General features: G+C 53.9%; 5 protein-coding genes. All 5 read right to left on the reverse strand.

All coding sequences use genetic code 11. From position 1 onward, the window contains the following. Positions 1 to 22: 22 nt before the first annotated feature. Complete coding sequence (locus L0P88_RS02270; protein WP_247133020.1) at positions 23 to 13582, reverse strand: beta strand repeat-containing protein; 13560 nt, start codon at positions 13580 to 13582, stop codon at positions 23 to 25. A gap of 312 nt (positions 13583 to 13894) precedes the next feature. After that, positions 13895 to 16414 (reverse strand): hypothetical protein, encoded by a 2520-nt coding sequence (locus L0P88_RS02275; RefSeq protein WP_247133021.1) that lies wholly within the window; start codon positions 16412 to 16414, stop codon positions 13895 to 13897. Positions 16415 to 16618: 204 nt separating this feature from the next. Further along, a complete protein-coding gene (locus L0P88_RS02280; RefSeq protein ID WP_247133022.1) occupies positions 16619 to 18559 on the reverse strand; it encodes an OmpA family protein in 1941 nt (646 codons plus the stop codon). A gap of 10 nt (positions 18560 to 18569) precedes the next feature. After that, positions 18570 to 19520 carry a type IX secretion system membrane protein PorP/SprF gene (locus L0P88_RS02285; RefSeq protein WP_247133023.1) on the reverse strand — a complete coding sequence of 317 codons (951 nt, stop codon included), beginning with the start codon at positions 19518 to 19520 and terminating at the stop codon, positions 18570 to 18572. A 6-nt stretch (positions 19521 to 19526) separates the two neighbouring features. Beyond that, positions 19527 to 24830 (reverse strand): gliding motility-associated C-terminal domain-containing protein, encoded by a 5304-nt coding sequence (locus L0P88_RS02290; protein WP_247133024.1) that lies wholly within the window; start codon positions 24828 to 24830, stop codon positions 19527 to 19529. Between the last annotated feature and the right edge of the window lie 207 nt (positions 24831 to 25037).

Raw genomic sequence — 25037 nt, forward strand, 5'->3', positions numbered from 1 at the left:
GGTTTATCGATTCATTTGGTTATTAGTTGGGCAAAACAATCACTGAAAACATGAATTCCAGATCGATATCATCCTTTTGAGTGGTCCCGTTATCACTATCACCGATATTGATTCTAAACCCTGCTGTTGTTTGGTTATAGTAGGTAATTCCCGGATCATCATAATTCTGACCAGTATTGCCAGGGCAGTCCCCTCCGCAGTCCAATGTTGCCAATTGAATAATGTAATTGGCATTAGAGAGTGCGGTAGAAAACGTAATCTGATAATCCCCCTCATCTATTCTTGAAACCGTTGCCCCATAAATGGAAGCTGCAGTACCGGTTCCAGCAACTTTTCCTGCTGCATATATCGTTGGCATAAACGAGGAGACAAAAGCATTTTGATCTTCCCATTGGGGGTTCCCCGAGCCATCCGTTGTCAATACTTTATCTGCGTCACCTGCGCCAGCAGTTCCTATTTTTGCTGTGGTTACTGCATCATCAGCTATTTCGGTCGTTCCTACTGCTCCGGCAGCTATCTCAAGGGTCACGTTCTCCAAAGTGGAGTTCGCGCCACCCGTTACCGTTAGGTCGCTAGAGGTGATGGAACCGTCACCCGTGATTGAGGCAACGTCCACCTCAAGGGCACCCGTCGTGCCGTTCTGGGCCAGGCCGCTACCTGCCACATCAGCGTTTATCGTTGCCGCATTCACCGCGTCATCCGCTATCTCCAAGGTCACGTTCTCCAAGGTGGAGTTTGCACCGCCCGTTACCGTTAGGTCGCTCGAAGTAATGGAACCGTCACCCGTGATCGAGGCAACGTCCACCTCCAAAGCGCCCGTCGTACCGTTCTGGGCCAATCCGCTGCCCGCCACATCCGCGTTTATCGTTGCTGCGTTCACCGCGTCATCCGCTATCTCAAGGGTCACGTTCTCCAGGGTCGAGTTCGCACCGCCCGTTACCGTTAGGTCGCTAGAGGTGATGGAACCGTCACCCGTGATCGAAGCCACATCCACCTCAAGGGCGCCCGTCGTACCGTTCTGGGTCAGGCCACTCCCTGCTACGTCCGCATTTATTGTTGCTGCGTTCACCGCATCATCTGCTATCTCCAAGGTTACGTTCTCCAGGGTGGAGTTCGCACCGCCCGTCACCGTAAGGTCACTTGAGGTAATGGAACCGTCGCCCGTTATGGAAGCTACATCCACTTCCAAAGCACCCGTCGTACCGTTCTGGGCCAGGCCGCTGCCCGCCACGTCCGTATTTATTGTTGCTGCGTTAACTGCGTCATCCGCTATTTCCAAGGTCACGTTCTCCAGGGTGGAGTTCGCCCCACCGGTCACCGTTAGGTCGCTTGAGGTAATGGAGCCGTCGCCCGTGATCGAGGCCACGTCCACTTCCAAAGCGCCCGTCGTACCGTTCTGGGCAAGGCCGCTGCCCGCCACATCGGCGTTTATCGTTGCCGCGTTTACCGCATCATCCGCTATCTCAAGGGTCACGTTCTCCAGGGTCGAGTTTGCACCGCCCGTCACCGTAAGGTCACTTGAGGTAATGGAACCGTCACCCGTGATCGAGGCAACGTCCACCTCCAAAGCGCCCGTCGTACCGTTCTGGGCCAATCCGCTGCCCGCCACATCAGCGTTTATCGTTGCTGCGTTCACTGCATCGGCGGCTATGTCCACAGAGGCGATACTGCCATCGGCTATCTCTGTACTTCCCACTGCACCGGCCGCTATTTCAAGGGTCACGTTCTCCAGGGTCGAGTTTGCACCGCCCGTTACCGTAAGGTCACTTGAGGTAATGGAACCATCACCCGTGATCGAAGCCACATCCACCTCAAGGGCGCCCGTCGTACCGTTCTGGGTCAGGCCATTGCCCGCCACGTCCGCATTTATCGTTGCCGCGTTCACCGCGTCGTCCGCTATCTCAAGGGTCACGTTCTCCAAGGTGGAGTTCGCACCGCCCGTTACCGTTAGGTCGCTTGAGGTGATGGAACCATCGCCCGTGATCGAGGCAACGTCCACTTCCAAAGCGCCCGTTGTACCGTTCTGGGTCAATCCGTTGCCTGCTACATCCGCATTTATCGTTGCGGCGTTCACCGCGTCATCCGCTATCTCCAAGGTGACGTTCTCCAGGGTGGAGTTTGCACCGCCCGTTACCGTTAGATCACTTGAGGTGATCGAACCATCACCCGTGATCGAGGCCACGTCCACCTCAAGGGCGCCCGTCGTACCGTTCTGGGTCAGGCCACTGCCCGCAACGTCCGCATTTATTGTAGTTGCGTTCACTGCATCGGCGGCTATGTCACCTGAGGCAATACTGCCATCGGCTATCTCCGTACTGCCCACTGCGCCAGCGGCTATCTCCAAAGTGACGTTCTCCAAGGTGGAGTTTGCTCCGCCCGTCACCGTAAGGTCGCTCGAGGTAATCGAACCGTCGCCCGTGATCGAGGCCACGTCCACTTCCAAAGCACCCGTCGTGCCGTTCTGGGTCAGGCCACTACCTGCCACATCAGCGTTTATCGTTGCCGCGTTCACCGCGTCGTCCGCTATCTCCAAGGTCACGTTCTCCAAGGTCGAGTTTGCACCGCCCGTTACCGTTAGGTCGCTCGAGGTAATGGAACCGTCACCCGTGATCGAGGCCACGTCCACCTCCAAAGCACCCGTCGTGCCGTTCTGGGCCAATCCGCTCCCCGCCACATCGGCGTTTATCGTCGCGGCGTTCACTGCGTCGGCGGCTATATCACCAGAGGCGATACTGTCATCGGCTATCTCCGTACTGCCCACCGCACCAGCGGCTATCTCAAGGGTCACGTTCTCCAGGGTGGAGTTCGCACCACCCGTTACCGTTAGGTCGCTCGAGGTGATCGAACCATCACCCATGATCGAGGCCACGTCCACTTCCAAAGCACCCGTCGTACCGTTCTGGGTAAGGCCACTGCCCGCCACGTCCGCATTTATTGTAGTTGCGTTCACTGCATCGGCGGCTATGTCACCTGAGGCAATACTGCCATCGGCTATCTCCGTACTGCCCACTGCGCCAGCGGCTATCTCCAAAGTGACGTTCTCCAAGGTGGAGTTTGCTCCGCCCGTTACCGTTAGATTACTTGAGGTGATCGAACCATCACCCGTAATCGAGGCCACGTCCACTTCCAAAGCGCCCGTCGTACCGTTCTGGGTCAGGCCACTGCCCGCAACGTCCGCATTTATTGTAGTTGCGTTCACTGCATCGGCGGCTATGTCACCTGAGGCAATACTGCCATCGGCTATCTCCGTACTGCCCACTGCGCCAGCGGCTATCTCCAAAGTGACGTTCTCCAAGGTGGAGTTTGCTCCGCCCGTCACCGTAAGGTCGCTCGAGGTAATCGAACCGTCGCCCGTGATCGAGGCCACGTCCACTTCCAAAGCACCCGTCGTGCCGTTCTGGGCCAATCCGCTGCCTGCCACATCGGCGTTTATCGTTGCTGCGTTAACTGCGTCATCGGCTATCTCAAGGGTCACGTTCTCCAAGGTGGAGTTTGCACCGCCCGTCACAGTAAGGTCGCTCGAGGTAATGGAACCGTCTCCTGTGATCGAGGCCACGTCCACCTCAAGGGCGCCCGTCGTACCGTTCTGGGCAAGGCCGCTGCCCGCAACATCCGCGTTTATCGTTGCTGCGTTCACCGCATCATCCGCTATCTCAAGGGTCACGTTCTCCAAAGTGGAGTTCGCACCTCCAGTTACGGTCAAGTCACTCGAGGTAATGGAACCGTCTCCTGTGATCGAGGCCACGTCCACCTCAAGGGCACCCGTTGTACCGTTCTGGGCCAATCCGCTGCCCGCCACATCGGCGTTTATCGTTGCTGCATTCACCGCGTCATCGGCTATCTCCAAGGTGACGTTCTCCAGGGTGGAGTTTGCACCGCCCGTTACCGTTAGATCGCTTGAGGTAATGGAACCATCGCCCGTGATCGAGGCAACGTCCACTTCCAAAGCACCCGTCGTACCGTTCTGGGTCAATCCGTTGCCCGCCACATCGGCGTTTATCGTTGCCGCGTTAACTGCGTCATCCGCTATCTCAAGGGTGACGTTCTCCAAGGTGGAGTTCGCACCACCGGTTACCGTAAGGTCGCTCGAGGTAATGGAACCGTCACCCGTGATTGAGGTAACGTCCACTTCCAAAGCACCCGTCGTACCGTTCTGGGCCAATCCGCTCCCCGCAACATCGGCGTTTATCGTCGCGGCGTTAACTGCGTCATCCGCTATCTCCAAGGTCACGTTCTCCAGGGTGGAGTTGGCACCGCCGGTCACCGTAAGGTCACTTGAGGTAATGGAGCCGTCGCCCGTGATTGAGGCCACGTCCACCTCAAGGGCACCAGTCGTACCGTTCTGGGCAAGGCCGCTGCCCGCCACATCGGCGTTTATTGTTGCGGCGTTTACCGCATCGGCGGCTATCTCAAGGGTCACGTTCTCCAGGGTGGAGTTTGCACCTCCAGTTACGGTCAAGTCACTCGAGGTAATGGAACCGTCACCTGTGATCGAGGCCACGTCCACCTCAAGGGCACCCGTCGTACCGTTCTGGGTCAGGCCACTACCTGCCACATCAGCGTTTATCGTTGCCGCATTCACCGCGTCATCCGCTATCTCAAGGGTCACGTTCTCCAGGGTCGAGTTTGCACCGCCCGTTACCGTTAGGTCGCTCGAGGTGATGGAACCGTCCCCCGTAATCGAGGCCACGTCCACTTCCAAAGCACCCGTCGTACCGTTCTGAATCAGGCCACTCCCTGCTACGTCCGCATTTATTGTTGCTGCGTTCACCGCGTCGGCGGCTATGTCACCAGAGGCGATACTGCCATCGGCTATCTCCGTACTGCCCACCGCACCAGCGGCTATCTCAAGGGTCACGTTCTCCAGGGTGGAGTTTGCACCGCCCGTTACCGTTAGGTCGCTCGAGGTAATCGAACCGTCTCCCGTGATGGAGGCCACGTCCACCTCCAAAGCACCCGTCGTGCCGTTCTGGGTCAGGCCGCTACCTGCCACATCAGCGTTTATCGTTGCCGCATTCACCGCGTCGTCCGCTATCTCAAGGGTCACGTTCTCCAAGGTGGAGTTCGCACCGCCCGTTACCGTAAGGTCGCTTGAGGTGATGGAACCATCGCCCGTGATCGAGGCCACGTCCACTTCCAAAGCGCCCGTTGTACCGTTCTGGGCCAATCCGCTGCCCGCAACATCGGCGTTTATCGTTGCTGCGTTCACCGCGTCATCCGCTATCTCAAGGGTCACGTTCTCCAGGGTCGAGTTCGCACCGCCCGTTACCGTTAGGTCGCTAGAGGTAATGGAACCGTCACCCGTGATCGAGGCCACGTCCACTTCCAAAGCACCCGTCGTACCGTTCTGGGCCAATCCGCTCCCCGCAACATCGGCGTTTATCGTCGCGGCGTTAACTGCGTCGGCGGCTATGTCACCAGAGGCGATACTGCCATCGGCTATCTCCGTACTGCCCACCGCACCAGCGGCTATCTCAAGGGTCACGTTCTCCAGGGTGGAGTTTGCACCGCCCGTTACCGTTAGGTCGCTCGAGGTGATCGAACCGTCTCCCGTGATGGAGGCCACGTCCACCTCCAAAGCACCCGTCGTGCCGTTCTGGGCCAATCCGCTCCCCGCCACATCGGCGTTTATCGTTACTGCATTCACCGCGTCATCGGCTATCTCCAAGGTGACGTTCTCCAGGGTCGAGTTTGCTCCGCCCGTCACCGTAAGGTCGCTCGAGGTAATGGAACCGTCTCCCGTGATTGAGGCAACATCCACCTCAAGGGCGCCCGTCGTACCGTTCTGGGTCAATCCGTTGCCTGCTACATCCGCATTTATCGTTGCGGCGTTCACCGCGTCATCAGCTATCTCCAAGGTTACGTTCTCCAAGGTGGAGTTTGCACCACCCGTTACCGTTAGGTCGCTCGAGGTGATCGAACCGTCCCCCGTGATTGAGGCAACGTCCACCTCAAGGGCGCCCGTCGTACCGTTCTGGGTCAGGCCACTGCCCGCCACGTCCGTATTTATTGTTGCTGCGTTAACTGCGTCATCCGCTATTTCCAAGGTCACGTTCTCCAGGGTGGAGTTCGCCCCACCGGTCACCGTAAGGTCGCTTGAGGTAATGGAGCCGTCGCCCGTGATCGAGGCCACGTCCACCTCAAGGGCACCCGTCGTGCCGTTCTGGGTCAGGCCACTGCCCGCCACATCCGCGTTTATCGTTGCTGCATTGACCGCATCGGCGGCTATGTCACCTGAGGCGATACTGCCATCAGCTATCTCCGTACTGCCCACTGCACCAGCCGCTATTTCAAGCGTTACGTTCTCCAAAGTGGAGTTCGCACCTCCAGTTACGGTCAAGTCACTCGAGGTAATGGAACCGTCCCCCGTGATCGAGGCCACGTCCACCTCAAGGGCGCCCGTCGTACCGTTCTGGGTCAGGCCATTGCCCGCCACGTCCGCATTTATCGTTGCCGCATTGACCGCATCGGCTGCTATGTCACCTGAGGAGATACTGCCATCAGCTATCTCCGTACTGCCCACTGCTCCAGCCGCTATTTCAAGCGTTACGTTCTCCAAAGTGGAGTTCGCACCTCCAGTTACGGTCAAGTCACTCGAGGTAATGGAACCGTCACCTGTGATCGAGGCCACGTCCACCTCAAGGGCACCCGTCGTGCCGTTCTGGGTCAGGCCGCTACCTGCCACATCAGCGTTTATCGTTGCTGCGTTCACCGCGTCGTCCGCTATCTCAAGGGTCACGTTCTCCAAGGTGGAGTTCGCACCGCCCGTTACCGTTAGGTCGCTTGAGGTGATGGAACCATCGCCCGTGATCGAGGCCACGTCCACCTCAAGGGCACCCGTCGTGCCGTTCTGGGCCAATCCGCTGCCCGCAATATCGGCGTTTATCGTTGCTGCGTTCACCGCGTCATCCGCTATCTCAAGGGTCACGTTCTCCAGGGTCGAGTTCGCACCGCCCGTTACCGTTAGGTCGCTAGAGGTAATGGAACCGTCACCCGTGATCGAGGCCACGTCCACTTCCAAAGCGCCGGTCGTACCGTTCTGGGTAAGGCCATTGCCTGCCACATCAGCGTTTATCGTTGCCGCGTTCACCGCGTCGTCTGCTATCTCCAAGGTTACGTTCTCCAAGGTGGAGTTCGCACCGCCGGTTACCGTAAGGTCACTTGAGGTGATGGAACCATCGCCCGTGATCGAGGCCACGTCCACTTCCAAAGCACCGGTCGTACCGTTCTGGGTAAGGCCATTGCCCGCCACGTCCGCATTTATCGTTGCGGCGTTCACTGCGCCAGCGGCTATCTCCAAAGTGACGTTCTCCAAAGTGGAGTTTGCGCCGCCCGTTACCGTTAGGTCACTTGAGGTGATGGAACCATCCCCCGTGATCGAGGCAACGTCCACCTCAAGGGCACCCGTCGTGCCGTTCTGGGCCAATCCGTTGCCCGCCACATCGGCGTTTATCGTTGCCGCATTGACAGCGTCATCCGCTATTTCCAAGGTCACGTTCTCCAAAGTGGAGTTTGCGCCGCCCGTTACCGTCAGGTCACTCGAGGTGATGGAACCGTCACCCGTGATCGAGGCCACGTCCACCTCAAGGGCGCCCGTCGTTCCGTTCTGGGCCAATCCGCTGCCCGCCACATCCGCGTTTATCGTTGCTGCGTTAACTGCGTCATCCGCTATTTCCAAGGTGACGTTCTCCAAGGTGGAGTTTGCTCCGCCCGTCACCGTAAGGTCGCTAGAGGTAATGGAACCGTCACCCGTAATCGAGGCTACGTCCACTTCCAAAGCGCCCGTCGTACCGTTCTGGGTCAGGCCACTGCCCGCCACATCAGCGTTTATCGTTGCTGCGTTCACCGCATCATCCGCTATCTCAAGGGTCACGTTCTCCAAGGTGGAGTTTGCACCGCCCGTCACAGTAAGGTCGCTCGAGGTAATGGAACCGTCTCCTGTGATCGAGGCCACGTCCACCTCAAGGGCGCCCGTCGTACCGTTCTGGGCAAGGCCGCTGCCCGCCACATCGGCGTTTATTGATGCCGCATTGACCGCATCGGCGGCCAGTTCATTCGAGGTAATCCCACCATCGGCGACACGTAGTGTCAAGGGATCCAAGGTAGTCCCTGCCCCTGACAGTGTCAATGTTCCGTTCGTTGCTCCCGTGACTTCATTTCCTACGACGCCATCGTTCTCCGTTACCGTAACAGAGCCCAGATCGACCAAAGTCCATGCTGTACCGTCCCATTGGATGACCTGTCCGGAACTTGTACCGTTTTCAATCTTTCCCAGGGTCACGTTACCGTCCGCTATCTCCGTACTGCCCACCGCGCCAGCGACTATCTCAAGGGTCACGTTCTCCAAGGTGGAGTTCGCACCGCCCGTTACCGTTAGGTCGCTGGAGGTAATCGAACCGTCCCCCGTGATCGAGGCCACGTCCACCTCAAGGGCGCCCGTCGTACCGTTCTGGGCAAGGCCACTGCCCGCCACATCGGCGTTTATCGTTGCTGCGTTTACCGCATCGGCGGCTATGTCACCTGAGGCGATACTGCCATCGGCTATCTCCGTACTGCCCACCGCGCCAGCGGCTATCTCAAGGGTCACGTTCTCCAGGGTGGAGTTTGCGCCGCCCGTTACCGTTAGATCGCTCGAGGTAATGGAACCGTCGCCCGTGATCGAGGCCACGTCCACCTCCAAGGCACCCGTCGTGCCGTTCTGGGCCAGGCCGCTGCCCGCAACATCCGCGTTTATTGATGCCGCATTGACCGCATCGGCGGCCAGTTCATTCGAGGTAATCCCACCATCGGAGACACGTAGTGTCAAGGGATCCAAGGTCGTCCCTGCCCCTGACAGTGTCAATGTTCCGTTCGTTGCTCCCGTGACTTCATTTCCTACGACGCCATCGTTCTCCGTTACCGTAACAGAGCCCAGATCGACCAAAGTCCATGCTGAACCGTCCCATTGGATGACCTGTCCGGAACTTGTACCGTTTTCAATCTTTCCCAGGGTCACGTTACCGTCCGCTATCTCCGTACTGCCCACCGCACCAGCGGCTATCTCCAAAGTGACGTTCTCCAAAGTGGAGTTCGCACCACCGGTTACCGTAAGGTCGCTCGAGGTGATGGAACCATCGCCCGTGATCGAGGCCACGTCCACCTCAAGGGCGCCCGTCGTGCCGTTCTGGGCAAGGCCACTGCCCGCAACATCCGCGTTTATTGATGCCGCATTGACCGCATCGGCGGCTATGTCACCAGAGGCGATACTGCCATCGGCTATCTCCGTACTGCCCACTGCACCGGCCGCTATTTCAAGCGTTACGTTCTCCAAGGTCGAGTTTGCCCCGCCGGTTACCGTAAGGTCACTTGAGGTAATGGAACCATCGCCCGTGATCGAGGCCACGTCCACCTCAAGGGCGCCCGTCGTGCCGTTCTGGGCCAATCCGCTGCCCGCCACATCGGCGTTTATCGTTGCCGCGTTTACTGCGTCATCCGCTATCTCAAGGGTCACGTTCTCCAGGGTGGAGTTTGCACCGCCCGTCACAGTAAGGTCACTTGAGGTAATGGAACCGTCCCCCGTGATCGAGGCCACGTCCACCTCCAAAGCACCCGTCGTGCCGTTCTGGGTCAGGCCACTGCCCGCCACATCAGCGTTTATCGTTGCTGCGTTCACCGCATCATCCGCTATCTCAAGGGTCACGTTCTCCAAGGTGGAGTTTGCACCACCCGTTACCGTTAGGTCGCTCGAGGTAATGGAGCCGTCGCCCGTGATCGAGGCAACGTCCACTTCCAAAGCACCCGTCGTACCGTTCTGGGCCAATCCGCTGCCCGCCACATCGGCGTTTATCGTTGCTGCGTTCACTGCGTCATCCGCTATTTCCAAGGTCACGTTCTCCAGGGTGGAGTTCGCCCCACCGGTCACCGTTAGGTCACTCGAGGTAATGGAACCGTCGCCCGTGATTGAGGCAACGTCCACTTCCAAAGCGCCCGTCGTACCGTTCTGGGCAAGGCCACTGCCCGCCACATCGGCGTTTATCGTTGCTGCGTTAACCGCGTCATCCGCTATCTCAAGGGTCACGTTCTCCAAGGTGGAGTTTGCTCCGCCCGTTACCGTTAGGTCACTTGAGGTGATGGAACCATCGCCGGTTATGGAAGTGACATCCACTTCAAGGGCACCCGTCGTGCCGTTCTGGGCCAATCCGTTCCCCGCAACGTCCGCGTTTATCGTCGCTGCGTTAACTGCGTCATCCGCTATTTCCAAGGTCACGTTCTCCAAAGTGGAGTTCGCACCGCCGGTTACCGTAAGGTCACTTGAGGTAATGGAACCATCGCCCGTAATCGAGGCCACGTCCACTTCCAAAGCGCCCGTCGTACCGTTCTGGGTAAGGCCACTGCCCGCTACGTCAGCGTTTATCGTTGCTGCATTAACCGCATCGGCGGCTATGTCACCTGAGGCGATACTGCCATCGGCTATCTCCGTACTGCCCACTGCACCAGTCGCTATCTCCAAGGTCACGTTCTCAAAGGTCGAGTTTGCCCCACCGGTCACCGTTAGGTCACTCGAGGTGATCGAACCGTCTCCCGTGATCGAGGCCACGTCCACTTCCAAAGCGCCCGTCGTACCGTTCTGGGCCAATCCGCTGCCCGCCACATCAGCGTTTATCGTTGCTGCGTTCACCGCATCGGCCGCCAGTTCATTCGATGTAATCCCGCCATCGGAAACACGTAATGTCAAGGGGTCCAAGGTCGTTCCACCCCCTGATAGTGTCAATGTTCCGTTCGTCGCTCCCGTAACTTCATTTCCTATAACTCCATCGTTCTCCGTTACCGTAACAGATCCCAAATCGACCAATGTCCACGCTGAACCGTCCCATTGGATGACCTGTCCGGAACTTGTCCCGTTTTCAATCTTCCCCAGGGTCACGTTACCGTCCGCTATCTCCGTACTGCCCACTGCGCCAGCGGCTATTTCCAAGGTCACGTTCTCCAGGGTGGAGTTCGCTCCGCCCGTCACCGTTAGGTCGCTCGAGGTGATTGAACCGTCACCCGTGATCGAGGCCACGTCCACTTCCAAAGCACCGGTCGTACCGTTCTGGGCAAGGCCACTCCCCGCCACATCGGCGTTTATCGTTGCCGCATTCACCGCATCAGCGGCTATGTCTCCAGAGGCGATACTGCCATCGGCTATCTCCGTACTGCCCACTGCGCCAGCGGCTATCTCAAGGGTCACGTTCTCCAGGGTGGAGTTCGCACCACCGGTTACCGTAAGGTCGCTCGAGGTAATGGAACCGTCCCCCGTGATCGAGGCCACATCCACTTCCAAAGCACCGGTCGTACCGTTCTGGGTCAGGCCACTGCCCGCAACGTCCGCATTTATTATAGTTGCGTTCACTGCATCGGCGGCTATGTCTCCAGAGGCAATACTGCCATCGGCTATCTCCGTACTGCCCACTGCGCCGGCCGCTATCTCCAAGGTGACGTTCTCCAGGGTGGAGTTTGCACCGCCCGTTACCGTTAGGTCGCTCGAGGTGATGGAACCGTCGCCCGTTATGGAAGCTACATCCACTTCCAAAGCACCCGTCGCACCGTTCTGGGCAAGGCCACTGCCCGCCACATCGGCGTTTATCGTTGCTGCGTTTACCGCATCATCCGCTATCTCAAGGGTCACGTTCTCAAAGGTCGAGTTTGCACCGCCCGTTACCGTTAAATCGCTCGAGGTAATGGAACCATCGCCCGTGATCGAGGCCACGTCCACTTCCAAAGCGCCCGTCGTTCCGTTCTGGGTCAGGCCATTGCCCGCAACATCGGCGTTTATCGTTGCTGCATTTACCGCATCAGCGGCTATGTCACCTGAGGCAATACTGCCATCGGCTATCTCCGTACTGCCCACTGCACCAGCCGCTATCTCAAGGGTCACATTCTCCAGGGTGGAGTTCGCACCGCCCGTTACCGTTAGGTCGCTCGAGGTAATGGAACCGTCGCCCGTAATCGAGGCCACGTCCACCTCAAGGGCGCCCGTCGTACCGTTCTGGGCCAATCCGCTGCCCGCCACATCGGCGTTTATCGTTGCTGCGTTAACTGCGTCATCCGCTATCTCCAAAGTGACGTTCTCCAAAGTGGAGTTTGCGCCGCCCGTTACCGTTAGGTCACTTGAGGTGATGGAACCATCCCCCGTAATTGAGGCCACGTCCACTTCCAAAGCACCCGTCGTACCGTTCTGGGCCAATCCGCTGCCCGCCACATCCGCATTTATTGTTGCGGCGTTTACCGCATCAGCGGCTATGTCTCCAGAGGCAATACTGCCATCGGCTATCTCCATACTGCCCACTGCACCAGCCGCTATTTCAAGGGTCACATTCTCCAGGGTAGAGTTTGCACCGCCCGTTACCGTTAGGTCGCTCGAGGTAATGGAACCGTCACCCGTGATCGAGGTCACGTCCACTTCCAAAGCGCCCGTCGTACCGTTCTGGGCCAGGCCGATGCCCGCCACATCCGGGTTTATGGTTGCCGCATTGACCGCATCGGCTGCTATGTCACCTGAGGCGATACTGCCATCTGCTATCTCCGTACTGCCCACTGCACCGGCCGCTATTTCAAGGGTCACGTTCTCCAGGGTGGAGTTTGCACCGCCCGTCACCGTAAGGTCGCTCGAGGTAATCGAACCATCGCCCGTGATCGAGGCCACGTCGACCTCAAGGGCACCTGTTGTACCATTCTGGGTAAGGCCGCTGCCCGCCACATCGGCGTTTATCGTTGCGGCGTTTACCGCATCGGCGGCTATGTCTCCAGAGGCAATACTGCCATCGGCTATCTCCGTACTGCCCACTGCACCGGCCGCTATTTCAAGGGTCACGTTCTCCAAAGTGGAGTTCGCACCGCCCGTTACCGTAAGGTCACTCGAGGTGATCGAACCGTCACCGGTTATTGCCGATGGGTCAACCGTTAGGGTGACATCACCCAATAGTGCGTTGGCATCGCCACCAACTACTACTGAAGCATCTGGCGAAGTAATGTTTCCATCACCATTTAAAAGTGTTGAAATGTCGTTTAAGGCCAAACGAACGTCATTACCATCACTATCAGAAATGACTAGTTCCTGAGTAGCGTTATCCACTGTAAAAGACGCGTTGGTCGTATTGGTATCAGTTGCTGTAGAAATATTTACCAAAGGAATTCGCACTTCGTTTCCCTCACTATCCGTCAAAATCAAGTCCGTCCCGTCTTCGGTCAAAGTAGCATTCGTGGTATTGGTATCGATTTGATTCCCAATATCGGAAAGCGCTACCCGTACATCATTCCCATCACTATCTGTCATCACCAGCTCGGCCGTTGCTATATCGACCGTAAATGAGACGTTGGTCGTATTCACAGTCGATGACGTCAATTCCCACGAGTCTCCATCCCAAAAGAAAATTGTACCGGTATTGGTATTAACATAAATATCCCCAAGATCTGCCCCTACAGGAATAGTGGCGCCAGGTACGGTCACATCTGTTCCGCTAAGGACTTCACAATTACATTGGTCTTGAAGTGTGACCGTGGTCTGTGAAAAAGCTACACCCGAGATAAGGAGAAAAAGCAATGTATTTAAAGTCTTTTTCATAGGAGTGATTTTGTGTAACATTGTAGGTTTATTTTGCCGGGACAATCCTATTCGATGTCCAATACACTAATTGTATTTAATTTTAAATCGTTTATTTTGAATCGATTTGATTCGAATTCACTTCATCATCTTACAAAATTAGCTTTACGTGTAGGCGAGTAAAATAATTGTTGTGTATGGATGATTTCCTACGGTATAGCTCTTAAAAAGTGAAGTCAATTTTAAATTGGAAAGTGCTTTTTGTCGATGAAATCAATAAAATCAACGGGGCTGAGAAGTATAAGGATTTAAAAAACCGAGAACAATTCCATCCTAATTCCTATTGATCCTATACGTAATTCTTCTATTGGTAATTACCGTATTTGGGCAACCGGATCGAACCGAAGCATTCGTTACCGAAGCCGTAGTGGACTGACCAAGTGGGGATACAACCGTTGGAATTCCATTGACGTCCACCCCGCCAATCAATTGATTATTGGCATCCAAATCATAATATCCAAAGCTTCCGGAGGCCTCCAATGCATCGGGACAACCATCATTGTCACTGTCCACATCCAAATCATTGTAAATTCCATCTCCATCTGTATCCAAAGTACAGGCTATCGTATAGCTCGCGTCTATATCCAACTGATAATCCACTCCATTGCAGGAGCCAAAATTGTTCACGCCAGAGGAGGTTTGTCCCAAAATACGAACTCCCGGAACACCAGCACCAATATCAATTACCGTAACAGTAGTAGTAATTGGGGTCAGTAAAGGGTCCAGGGTGGCACTGCACTGAACTCCAGTACGTACACTTCCAGTGTTGAACTCACCGGAATTAAAATCCAACGTAAAAGTTTCCGTACTACCATTTAAATCGCCCGTAGCCACAATATTGGATATTGTAACCGTAGAACCGATAGGTATGCCCGTTGCCGAAAGGTCGACAAGCTGTGTAGAAGTACCACCCGTCTGCGGGATATTGAAGGTTGAAGTCGTTACATTGACCACTCCCGAAGTTACGGGACATTCGTCCACATCCAAAATACCATCATTATCGTCATCATCATCAATATCATTGGTGTATCCGTCATTATCCTGATCCAAGGATACCAAAACATCCCGAAAATCCAAGTCACCTCCCGAAAGTACATCTCCATCGGTGTCCGTCAATAGTATTGGCCCTGTAAGAGGATTATCTACCACCCCCGCCGGGTCTGAATAATCCGTACTTGTGTCCACATTATCATCGAGACCGTCCCCATCGGAATCACTTCCACTCAAGGAAAGTCCGGATTCAATTCGATCCAAGTTATCCGCATTATCGCTGTCCGTATCCTTAAAGTCGGGGCTATCAGCACCATCTGAATTAACGGGTGTGAGTCCTTCTCCAGCACCAGGTACGGATTCATAGGCATCGTCCAATCCATTGTTGTCCGTATCTGAATTGGAGGGTGCAATATATGTTGTTGAGAGCTGGGCTTCCACATTATCAGGAATACCATCCCCATCGGCATCCAAATCCAGATAGTCCGGGATGGTATCCCCATCGGTATCCGAGGTTCCCTCAATGGTATCGATTATCCCATCATTGTCATCATCTATATCCTCATTATTGTCCAGACCATCGCCATCCGTGTCTGGGGAACAAGTTCCAAAATAAACCACTTGTTGTGAAAAATTATATCCCTGTGTTGCCCCGCAACCCAACGTTAAGTTGTCAAAAACCGCATTACCACTCCCCGTTACGGTATTTGGGTTTGTTACCCTTCTAATGGTTGTACTTCCCGAACTGGTGTAATACAAATTGCCATCTGGACCCAATTGTACTCCAGAAGCAGTGGTGGAATTATCAATCGTTGTGGAAGAACTGTTCCCAATGACATGCACCCAGAGTGGGTCCGACCATCCGATGGATTGACTGTCAAACCTAGAGCCAAAAGAGTTTTGATGGGCAAAAAACAGTCGACTCCCATCGGGAGAAAACTCGACACTATATCCCGTATGGGTATTGACACCTGAAGTCCTGGGTACTGCCGTCCACGAACCAATTGTTCCGGTAGCGGAGTTAAAATTGGCGTAGAATATACCTCCATTGGTGGTACTTCCCCCTCCTTCAATAGCAATGGCAATTCTATCGCTTTGCTGGGAAAACCTAATTGTGGCCCGTTCACCCCTACGAGGTAGATTAATGGGCAGGGGAATGGAAATATCCGGATTATTTGCCCGGGCCGCCGTAAGCAGATTTGTATCATTAACAAGCCATAAACCCAACGACGCGGCACAATTTGTGGTACAAGATCCAGAATTATTTGAAATACTGGCTATCCAGGCCCCACAATCATTTCCGGTTGCCACCCCGGAAACTGCTTCCGTTGTATTGGAATGCAATACGTTGTTACTGCTTATGACGGTTTCTGAAGGAATATCCACGATTGAATAATACACCGTACCTTGTCTGTCCTCATCCCTTCCATCGCCATGTAAAATATAAACTTGTTCAAAATTGGAACCCGGTACGGGCATAACGGTTGCCATTTGGGTTCTGGTGGCATTGGTATTGATTGTACCGCCATTGGTGTATAGGTTACCATTACTATCCCTGACCGCCCCGTTATCCACATAAAAAACAAGCTCTCCAGAATCCGGGTCGGACCATACCGAGGTAGCTTCAAAAGCCCCATCCGAGGGTAACGTACAAGAAATTGTGGGAGGATTTGTTCTAAAATCCATCAAATAGCCCCTACCGTTCCACCAATGGGAATCAAAGGTCTGCGCATATCCATCGCTAATGGAATACACCAATGCGATTAAAAGTGATACTAGGTATTTTTTCCAGGATAAGGTCATGGTTCAACAGCATCCTTAAAGAACGTTGTGCCCAAATGTAATCTTAGCCGTAAGCTTTCCTAAATATTTGTTGTGAAAGGGCTTATCGATAAAGTGAATACCTCGAAAGGCGGTGTTACAGCAAGTTGAAAGTTCAGATTCCAAACAAAAAAAGCAACTCTAAAAAGTTGCTTTTCAATCTATTGTATCCTTGTACCAACTATACTACTCAAGAATAATAAACTCCGATCTTCTGTTCAATTGATGCTTTTCCCGAGAACAACGAATACCATCATCACATTCGTTCAGAAGCAATTTTTCCCCAAAACCTTCCCCTTCCAAACGGTCCCTGGAAATTCCTTTGGAGACCATATAATCCACAGTGGATTCTGCCCTTTGTTGGGAAAGCCATAAATTGTAGGCATCGTTCCCCCTACTGTCCGTATGGGCATTGACCTTTATTTTTAAACTCGGATATTTCTCCATGGCAACGATTACCTTCTGGATTTCAATCTCCGCATCCGGCCTGATATTGTATTTGTTCAAATCAAAATAAATCGTACTTAATTGAAGTAACTTGGCCAAATCATCCCCAAATCCTCCGGTGACCACATCCCTCTCCAGATAAAAGTCCACAATCCTTGGTTTTCCATAGGATTCCGGTAGAAATTCTTCCGATGGTATGTACCCTTCCATTAAAGCCCTAACAAAATTTCCCTTGGAACAGTCCAATGCCAATACGTACGCTCCTTTGGAATCGGTTATGGTGGAAGAGACTTCTTTGTTCTCCTCATCAATGATCTTAACGGTGGCCCCCACCAAAATCTCATTGGATATCCTATCCCTCACCGTGCCGGTTACCTCTTGTATACAATCCAATTGTAAAGGTTCGTTTTCAGAAAATCCATAAATATCATCCTCTCCCATTCCCCCTTCAACACGATTTGAAGAAAAATATCCTTCCCTACTTTCCTCGTCAATGATGAAAGAAAAGTCGTCGTATTTACTATTGACCAATCTGCCCACGTTTACAATGGGCTGGTCATATTCATCAAAAGCAATTTTTGTAGCGAAAACATCCAAACCTCCCAATCCCGGATGACCATCGGAAGAGAAGTAGAGGACATCTTTATCCGTAATAAATGGAAAGGTTTCGCGACCTTCGGTATTGATATTCCTACCAAGATTTATTGGCGGACCAAAGGTGCCATCCCCAACAATTCTTACCTTCCATAAATCCGATTCTCCCAATGTTCCTGGCATATCCGAAGCAAAATACAGCTGCTTTTCATCTGGGCTTAAAACAGGATGGGCTACCGAATAATCATCACTATTAAAAGGAAGTTCCGTAATATCGATCCATTCGCCATCTACCAAAGTCGCTTGATAAATCTTTAATCGAATTGTTCCATTATCATCTTCATAGCGCTTTCCATCCAAAAAATTATTTCTGGTGAAGTACATCGTGGTTCCATCCTTGGTAATTGCGGAAGTAGATTCGTGCAGTCTCGTGTTAACATCTCCAGACACTTTTTTCACCCTATTGTTGTCGCCATTCAAACTGACTGAATACAAATCCAAAAAATCCTTGGAATTCCAGGTATGACGGTATCGGGCCAAGTTACCCGTATCCCTATCCGAGGAAAAAATCAATCCATCCTCGTAAAATGTAGGGGCAAAATCGGAAAGCCTTGAATTGTAGGGGAAGTTTTTGATGGAATACCTCCCGGAATTCTCCTCTATTTTGGCCAAATAATCTTCCTCAAGAGCATCTATGACACCGCTACTTTTGGTAAGCTCGGAAAACGTTGCCAACATCTTATCGGCATCTTCATCATCTCCCAGGGTCTTTAAGGTTTGGGCATACCTAAAGTAAAAATCAGGGGTAATGATACTATCATTATCGCCATATTTAGTTATCAACTGCTTGTAAATAGGAGCCGCTTCCTCATATTTTGCATTAAAATAATAGGAATTGCCCAATCGCTTCAATAAGTCTGCCGACTCATATCCCTTCTCCAGAACACGCTTGTAAATATCTATAGCTGGACTAAAGGAGTACTCATTATATTTTTTGTTGGCGCGCTCCAGTCTCCGTTCCTGTGCCGAACCTGTTGCACAGATTCCTAAGATTACCGATGAACAAAGAAGTATTTTTTTTAGCATCCCCTGATATTTAGAAAAAACGTGGCGAAATAGTACGTTGGAAGCTTTTCAGTAATTCCAACCTCAAAAAGATTTCAAAAGATCCATCATTAAAGCGTGTACCTCCCAATTCCGTAGTTTCCCTGTCATAGGCCAGCCCCAACATGATCTGATCGGTAACCTGAAAGCCGGCCAATGCGCTCACGGCAGCATCCCATCGGTAAGCGGCCCCAAAACTGAACCGCTCATTGAACAGAAAACTAGCGGAAATATCTACTTGTACAGGGGCTCCTTCCACGGCTTTTGTCAATAGGGCAGGTTTGAATTTTAAGTCCGCATTCAAATCGAAAACATATCCTGTAATTAAATAGTAATTGGCCCGGTCAACAGAAAAAAAGTTTTGTCCATTATTATCAAAATGTTCCCTATTGAACAATTTTGGAACCGAAAATCCAACATAAAATCTGTCTGTATGATAATACAGCCCTAAGCCAAAATTGGGATTAAATTCTGAGAGTGTCCCCTGTTCGGTAACGGGTTGATTAACCCCTTCGCGATCTACATTTCGGAGACCATTGAAATCCAAGGACAAAAAATCACCACTTACGGTAAGCCCAAAAGATAATTTTCTGTTCAAATCGAAATCTATGGTATAAGATGCCGCAGCCTCCACAGAGGTCTCCTGTATCAGTCCATCCCCAATGTTATCATTGATGACAGAAAGCCCATAACCTATTTTACTTTCCCTTATTGGGGAATGCAGGTTGATTGTAAATGTTTCCGGTGCTCCATTCAATCCTACCCATTGCGCCCTATAAAGGCCTGCAAAAGTCAATTGTCCCCTGGAACCTGCATAGGCTGGATTTATGCTCAAGGTATTGAACATGTACTGGGTATATTGAGCATCTTGCTGGGCTCGCAGTCCGAAACCTATCAACAAGCAAAATATTAGGCCAATTAGTGCATTAGTATTTTTTATCATAATGGCTTACCTACTATTTAAATAAAAGTAATCGCTTTCCGTAATTTGATTCCCATTGGAATCTTCGTAGTCAAAAATATAGTAATATACTCCAGATGGAAGAAATTCATTGACATCCAAGGTAGATCTTCCCCTTGATCTTCCATCAAATACATTATTGATATTGTTGTAATTACTCCCGTTAAATACCAATACCCCCCATCTATTATAGATTCTCATTCGATTGTTGGGAATCCTTTCCACATTAAAAATAAACAAGAAACTGTTCGTTGCACTATTAATATCCATAAACTGGTTCACAATGATGTCCAAGGTATTCGGATCGGGGTCAAGGTAGTCCGGTGTGCCGTCGCCGTCCGTATCGTCATTGGTGGGGTCGCCGTCACCGTCGGCGTCCTCGTCGGGGGTGTCGATCCCGTCTCCGTCATCGTCAAGGTCGCGGTAGTTCACGTCCTCGGTGCCGTCCGTGTCCGGTAGGTCGTTCGCAGGGTCGTCGATCTCGTCGTTCACGTCGAAGCCGTCGTCAACGTCCGAGCCCTCATAGCCGTCGTCAAGCCCGTCCCCGTCAGTGTCCGTACCAGTGAAGGCCTGGTCCGGTACGCCGTCGAAGTCAAAGTCGTTCCCCTCGTTGTTGTCCGGTACAAGGTCGTTGTCGGAGTCGTCGTCAAGGTAGTCCGGTTCGTCAGTACCGTCCGTGTTCTCCGGCGTGATCCCCTCGTCGCCGCTCCCCTCGTAGGCATCGTCGAGCCCGTCACCGTCCGTATCGGTGCCGCTCGGTGCAACATAGCCCGAGGTCGGCTGGCCCTCCACGTTGTCCGGGATGCCGTCGTTGTCACTGTCGATGTCCAGGTGGTCCGGGATGCCGTCGCCGTCACTGTCCAACGGGTCCGTCAATGGGTCGCCGTCACCGTCAAGGTCAGGGTCCTCCACAACATCCAGGATGCCGTCGTTGTCATCGTCGATGTCCACAACGTCGGGTACACCGTCACCATCGGTGTCCGTGCCGTCCCCATCGGGGTCAAGGTAGTCCGGTGTGCCGTCGCCGTCCGTATCGTCATTGGTCGGGTCGCCGTCACCGTCGGCGTCCTCGTCGGGGGTGTCGATCCCGTCGCCGTCATCGTCAAGGTCACGGTAGTTCACGTCCTCGGTGCCGTCCGTGTCCGGCAGGTCGTTCGCAGGGTCGTCGATCTCGTCGTTCACGTCGAAGCCGTCGTCAACATCGGAGCCCTCATAACCGTCGTCAAGTCCGTCACCGTCAGTGTCCGTACCAGTGAAGGCCTGGTCCGGTACGCCGTCGAAGTCAAAGTCGTTCCCCTCGTTGTTGTCCGGTACAAGGTCGTTGTCGGAGTCGTCGTCAAGGTAGTCCGGTTCGTCAGTGCCGTCCGTGTTCTCCGGCGTGATCCCCTCGTCGCCGCTCCCCTCGTAGGCATCGTCGAGGCCGTCGTTGTCAGTGTCGGTGCCGCTCGGCGCAACATAGCCCGAGGTCGGCTGGCCCTCCACGTTGTCCGGGATGCCGTCATTGTCACTGTCGATGTCCAGGTGGTCCGGGATGCCGTCGCCGTCACTGTCCAACGGGTCCGTCAAAGGGTCGCCGTCACCGTCAAGGTCAGGGTCCTCCACCACGTCCAGGATGCCGTCGTTGTCATCGTCGATGTCCACAACGTCCGGTACACCGTCGCCATCGGTGTCCGTGCCGTCCCCATCGGGGTCAAGGTAGTCCGGTGTGCCGTCGCCGTCCGTATCGTCGTTGGTGGGGTCGCCGTCACCGTCGGCGTCCTCGTCGGGGGTGTCGATCCCGTCCCCGTCATCGTCAAGGTCGCGGTAGTTCACGTCCTCCGTGCCGTCCGTGTCCGGCAGGTCGTTCGCGGGGTCGTCGATCTCGTCGTTCACGTCGAAGCCGTCGTCAACGTCCGAGCCCTCATAGCCGTCGTCAAGCCCGTCCCCGTCAGTGTCCGTACCAGTGAAGGCCTGGTCCGGTACGCCGTCGAAGTCAAAGTCGTTCCCCTCGTTGTTGTCCGGTACAAGGTCGTTGTCGGAGTCGTCGTCAAGGTAGTCCGGTTCGTCAGTGCCGTCCGTGTTCTCCGGCGTGATCCCCTCGTCGCCGCTCCCCTCGTAGGCATCGTCGAGGCCGTCGTTGTCAGTGTCGGTGCCGCTCGGCGCAACATAGCCCGAGGTCGGCTGGCCCTCCACGTTGTCCGGGATGCCGTCATTGTCACTGTCGATGTCCAGGTGGTCCGGGATGCCGTCGCCGTCACTGTCCAACGGGTCCGTCAATGGGTCGCCGTCACCGTCAAGGTCAGGGTCCTCCACAACGTCCAGTATACCGTCGTTGTCATCGTCGATGTCCACAACGTCCGGTACACCGTCGCCATCGGTGTCCGTGCCGTCCCCATCGGGGTCAAGGTAGTCCGGTGTGCCGTCGCCGTCCGTATCGTCATTGGTCGGGTCGCCGTCACCGTCGGCGTCCTCGTCGGGGGTGTCGATCCCGTCGCCGTCATCGTCAAGGTCGCGGTAGTTCACGTCCTCGGTGCCGTCCGTGTCCGGTAGGTCGTTCGCAGGGTCGTCGATCTCGTCGTTCACGTCGAAGCCGTCGTCAACGTCCGAGCCCTCATAGCCATCGTCAAGCCCGTCCCCGTCAGTGTCCGTACCAGTGAAGGCCTGGTCCGGTACGCCGTCGAAGTCAAAGTCGTTCCCCTCGTTGTTGTCCGGTACAAGGTCGTTGTCGGAGTCGTCGTCAAGGTAGTCCGGTTCGTCAGTACCGTCCGTGTTCTCCGGCGTGATCCCCTCGTCGCCGCTCCCCTCGTAGGCATCGTCGAGCCCGTCACCGTCCGTATCGGTGCCGCTCGGTGCAACATAGCCCGAGGTCGGCTGGCCCTCCACGTTGTCCGGGATGCCGTCGTTGTCACTGTCGATGTCCAGGTGGTCCGGGATGCCGTCGCCGTCACTGTCCAACGGGTCCGTCAATGGGTCGCCGTCACCGTCAAGGTCAGGGTCCTCCACAACGTCCAGGATGCCGTCGTTGTCATCGTCGATGTCCACAACGTCGGGTACACCGTCACCATCGGTGTCCGTGCCGTCCCCATCGGGGTCAAGGTAGTCCGGTGTGCCGTCACCGTCCGTATCGTCATTGGTCGGGTCGCCGTCACCGTCGGCGTCCTCGTCGGGGGTGTCGATCCCGTCGCCGTCATCGTCAAGGTCGCGGTAGTTCACGTCCTCGGTGCCGTCCGTGTCCGGCAGGTCGTTCGCAGGGTCGTCGATCTCGTCGTTCACGTCGAAGCCGTCGTCAACGTCCGAGCCCTCATAGCCGTCGTCAAGCCCGTCACCGTCAGTGTCCGTACCAGTGAAGGCCTGGTCCGGTACGCCGTCGAAGTCAAAGTCGTTCCCCTCGTTGTTGTCAGGTACAAGGTCGTTGTCGGAGTCGTCGTCAAGGTAGTCCGGTTCGTCAGTACCGTCCGTGTTCTCCGGCGTGATCCCCTCGTCGCCGCTCCCCTCGTAGGCATCGTCGAGGCCGTCACCGTCCGTATCGGTGCCGCTCGGTGCAACATAGCCCGAGGTCGGCTGGCCCTCCACGTTGTCCGGGATGCCGTCGTTGTCACTGTCGATGTCCAGGTGGTCCGGGATGCCGTCGCCGTCACTGTCCAACGGGTCCGTCAATGGGTCGCCGTCACCGTCAAGGTCAGGGTCCTCCACAACGTCCAGGATGCCGTCGTTGTCATCGTCGATGTCCACAACGTCGGGTACACCGTCACCATCGGTGTCCGTGCCGTCCCCATCGGGGTCAAGGTAGTCCGGTGTGCCGTCACCGTCCGTATCGTCATTGGTCGGGTCGCCGTCACCGTCGGCGTCCTCGTCGGGGGTGTCGATCCCGTCGCCGTCATCGTCAAGGTCGCGGTAGTTCACGTCCTCGGTGCCGTCCGTGTCCGGCAGGTCGTTCGCAGGGTCGTCGATCTCGTCGTTCACGTCGAAGCCGTCGTCAACGTCCGAGCCCTCATAGCCGTCGTCAAGCCCGTCCCCGTCAGTGTCCGTACCAGTGAAGGCCTGGTCCGGTACGCCGTCGAAGTCAAAGTCGTTCCCCTCGTTGTTGTCCGGTACAAGGTCGTTGTCCGAGTCATCGTCAAGGTAGTCCGGTTCGTCCGTCCCGTCCGTGTTCTCCGGCGTGATCCCCTCGTCGCCGCTCCCCTCGTAGGCATCGTCGAGGCCGTCACCGTCCGTATCCGTGCCGCTCGGTGCAACATAGCCCGAGGTCGGCTGACCCTCAACGTTGTCCGGGATACCGTCATTGTCACTGTCGATGTCACGGAAATCTGGTTTGGTATCTCCATCTGAATTAATTGGATCAATTCCAGCTCCAAAACCATCATCCATTCCATCTTTATTAGCGTCATTGCCAGTAGGCCCCTTAAATTTACTTGCCTTTTGAGCTTCAATAATATCTAGCAAGCCATCATTATCACTATCCAAATCCCTAAAATCCGGAATGGTATCCCCGTCAGTATCTATTGGATTCAACCCTTGTTCGTAAGAATCATCAATATCATTACCATTATTATCCCCTATTGGAGGGATGAATCCTTCGGAAGTCTGAGCTTCCACTTTGTCCTTTATTCCATCATTGTCGGAATCAAAATCCCTAAAGTCCTGAAAAACGTCGTTGTCTGAATTAATCGGTAAAAGCCCCAATGTAGACTTAGTTTCGTAGGCATCATCCAGACCATTGGCATTTATATCCACACCAGAAGGAGCAATAAAGTCTACTAATGATTGTGCTTCAACGTTATCACGGATACCATCTATATCCGAATCCACATCCAAATAATCTGGTAAGCCTCCAAGACCTCCATTATCTGAATCTGTATTAATAGGTACAATTCCAAAACCATAAGACCCTTCATAGGCATCATCCAAGCCATTACCATTTTTGTCCACTCCGGATGGAGCGACATAATCAAATGAGGACTGCCCTTCAAGATTGTCAAGAATCCCATCATTGTCCGAATCTATGTCCAGATAATCCGGTATGGAATCTCCATCGGAATCATTAGGATTGGTAGAAGGATCATTATCACCATCTAGATTAAAATCCTCTACACTGTCCAGTATCCCATCATTGTCGTCGTCCAAGTCCACAACATCGGGAATCCCATCCGAGTCCGTGTCGGTGTCCGTGTCCAAATACATTGAAACTGTCACATTTCCCGTAGAGAATGGTTTATCAAAAGAACTGATAATGATATAAACAAATACCCCCACCAATAGTGTCAGACCGTATAAAATCGCTCTTTTAAGGTACAGAAAAGTAGTGCTCTCCATAAATGATAGTTTTACTTAAACATATCACCATGGCCTTCGTAGGTATATTTCTTTCACTGAGATTGTGGGGCAATCGGTGTCATCGCAAGATATTCGATTTTCTTGTCAAATGACTTGGCATAGTTACTTTTTATCCATAAGAACTCCTATTTTACTCGATTAACTACTTGTTTTTTATTTATGTTTTATTTACGCAAAAACTTTGTT

The organism is Muricauda sp. SCSIO 64092 (assembly GCF_023016285.1).
Classification (GTDB): domain Bacteria; phylum Bacteroidota; class Bacteroidia; order Flavobacteriales; family Flavobacteriaceae; genus Croceivirga.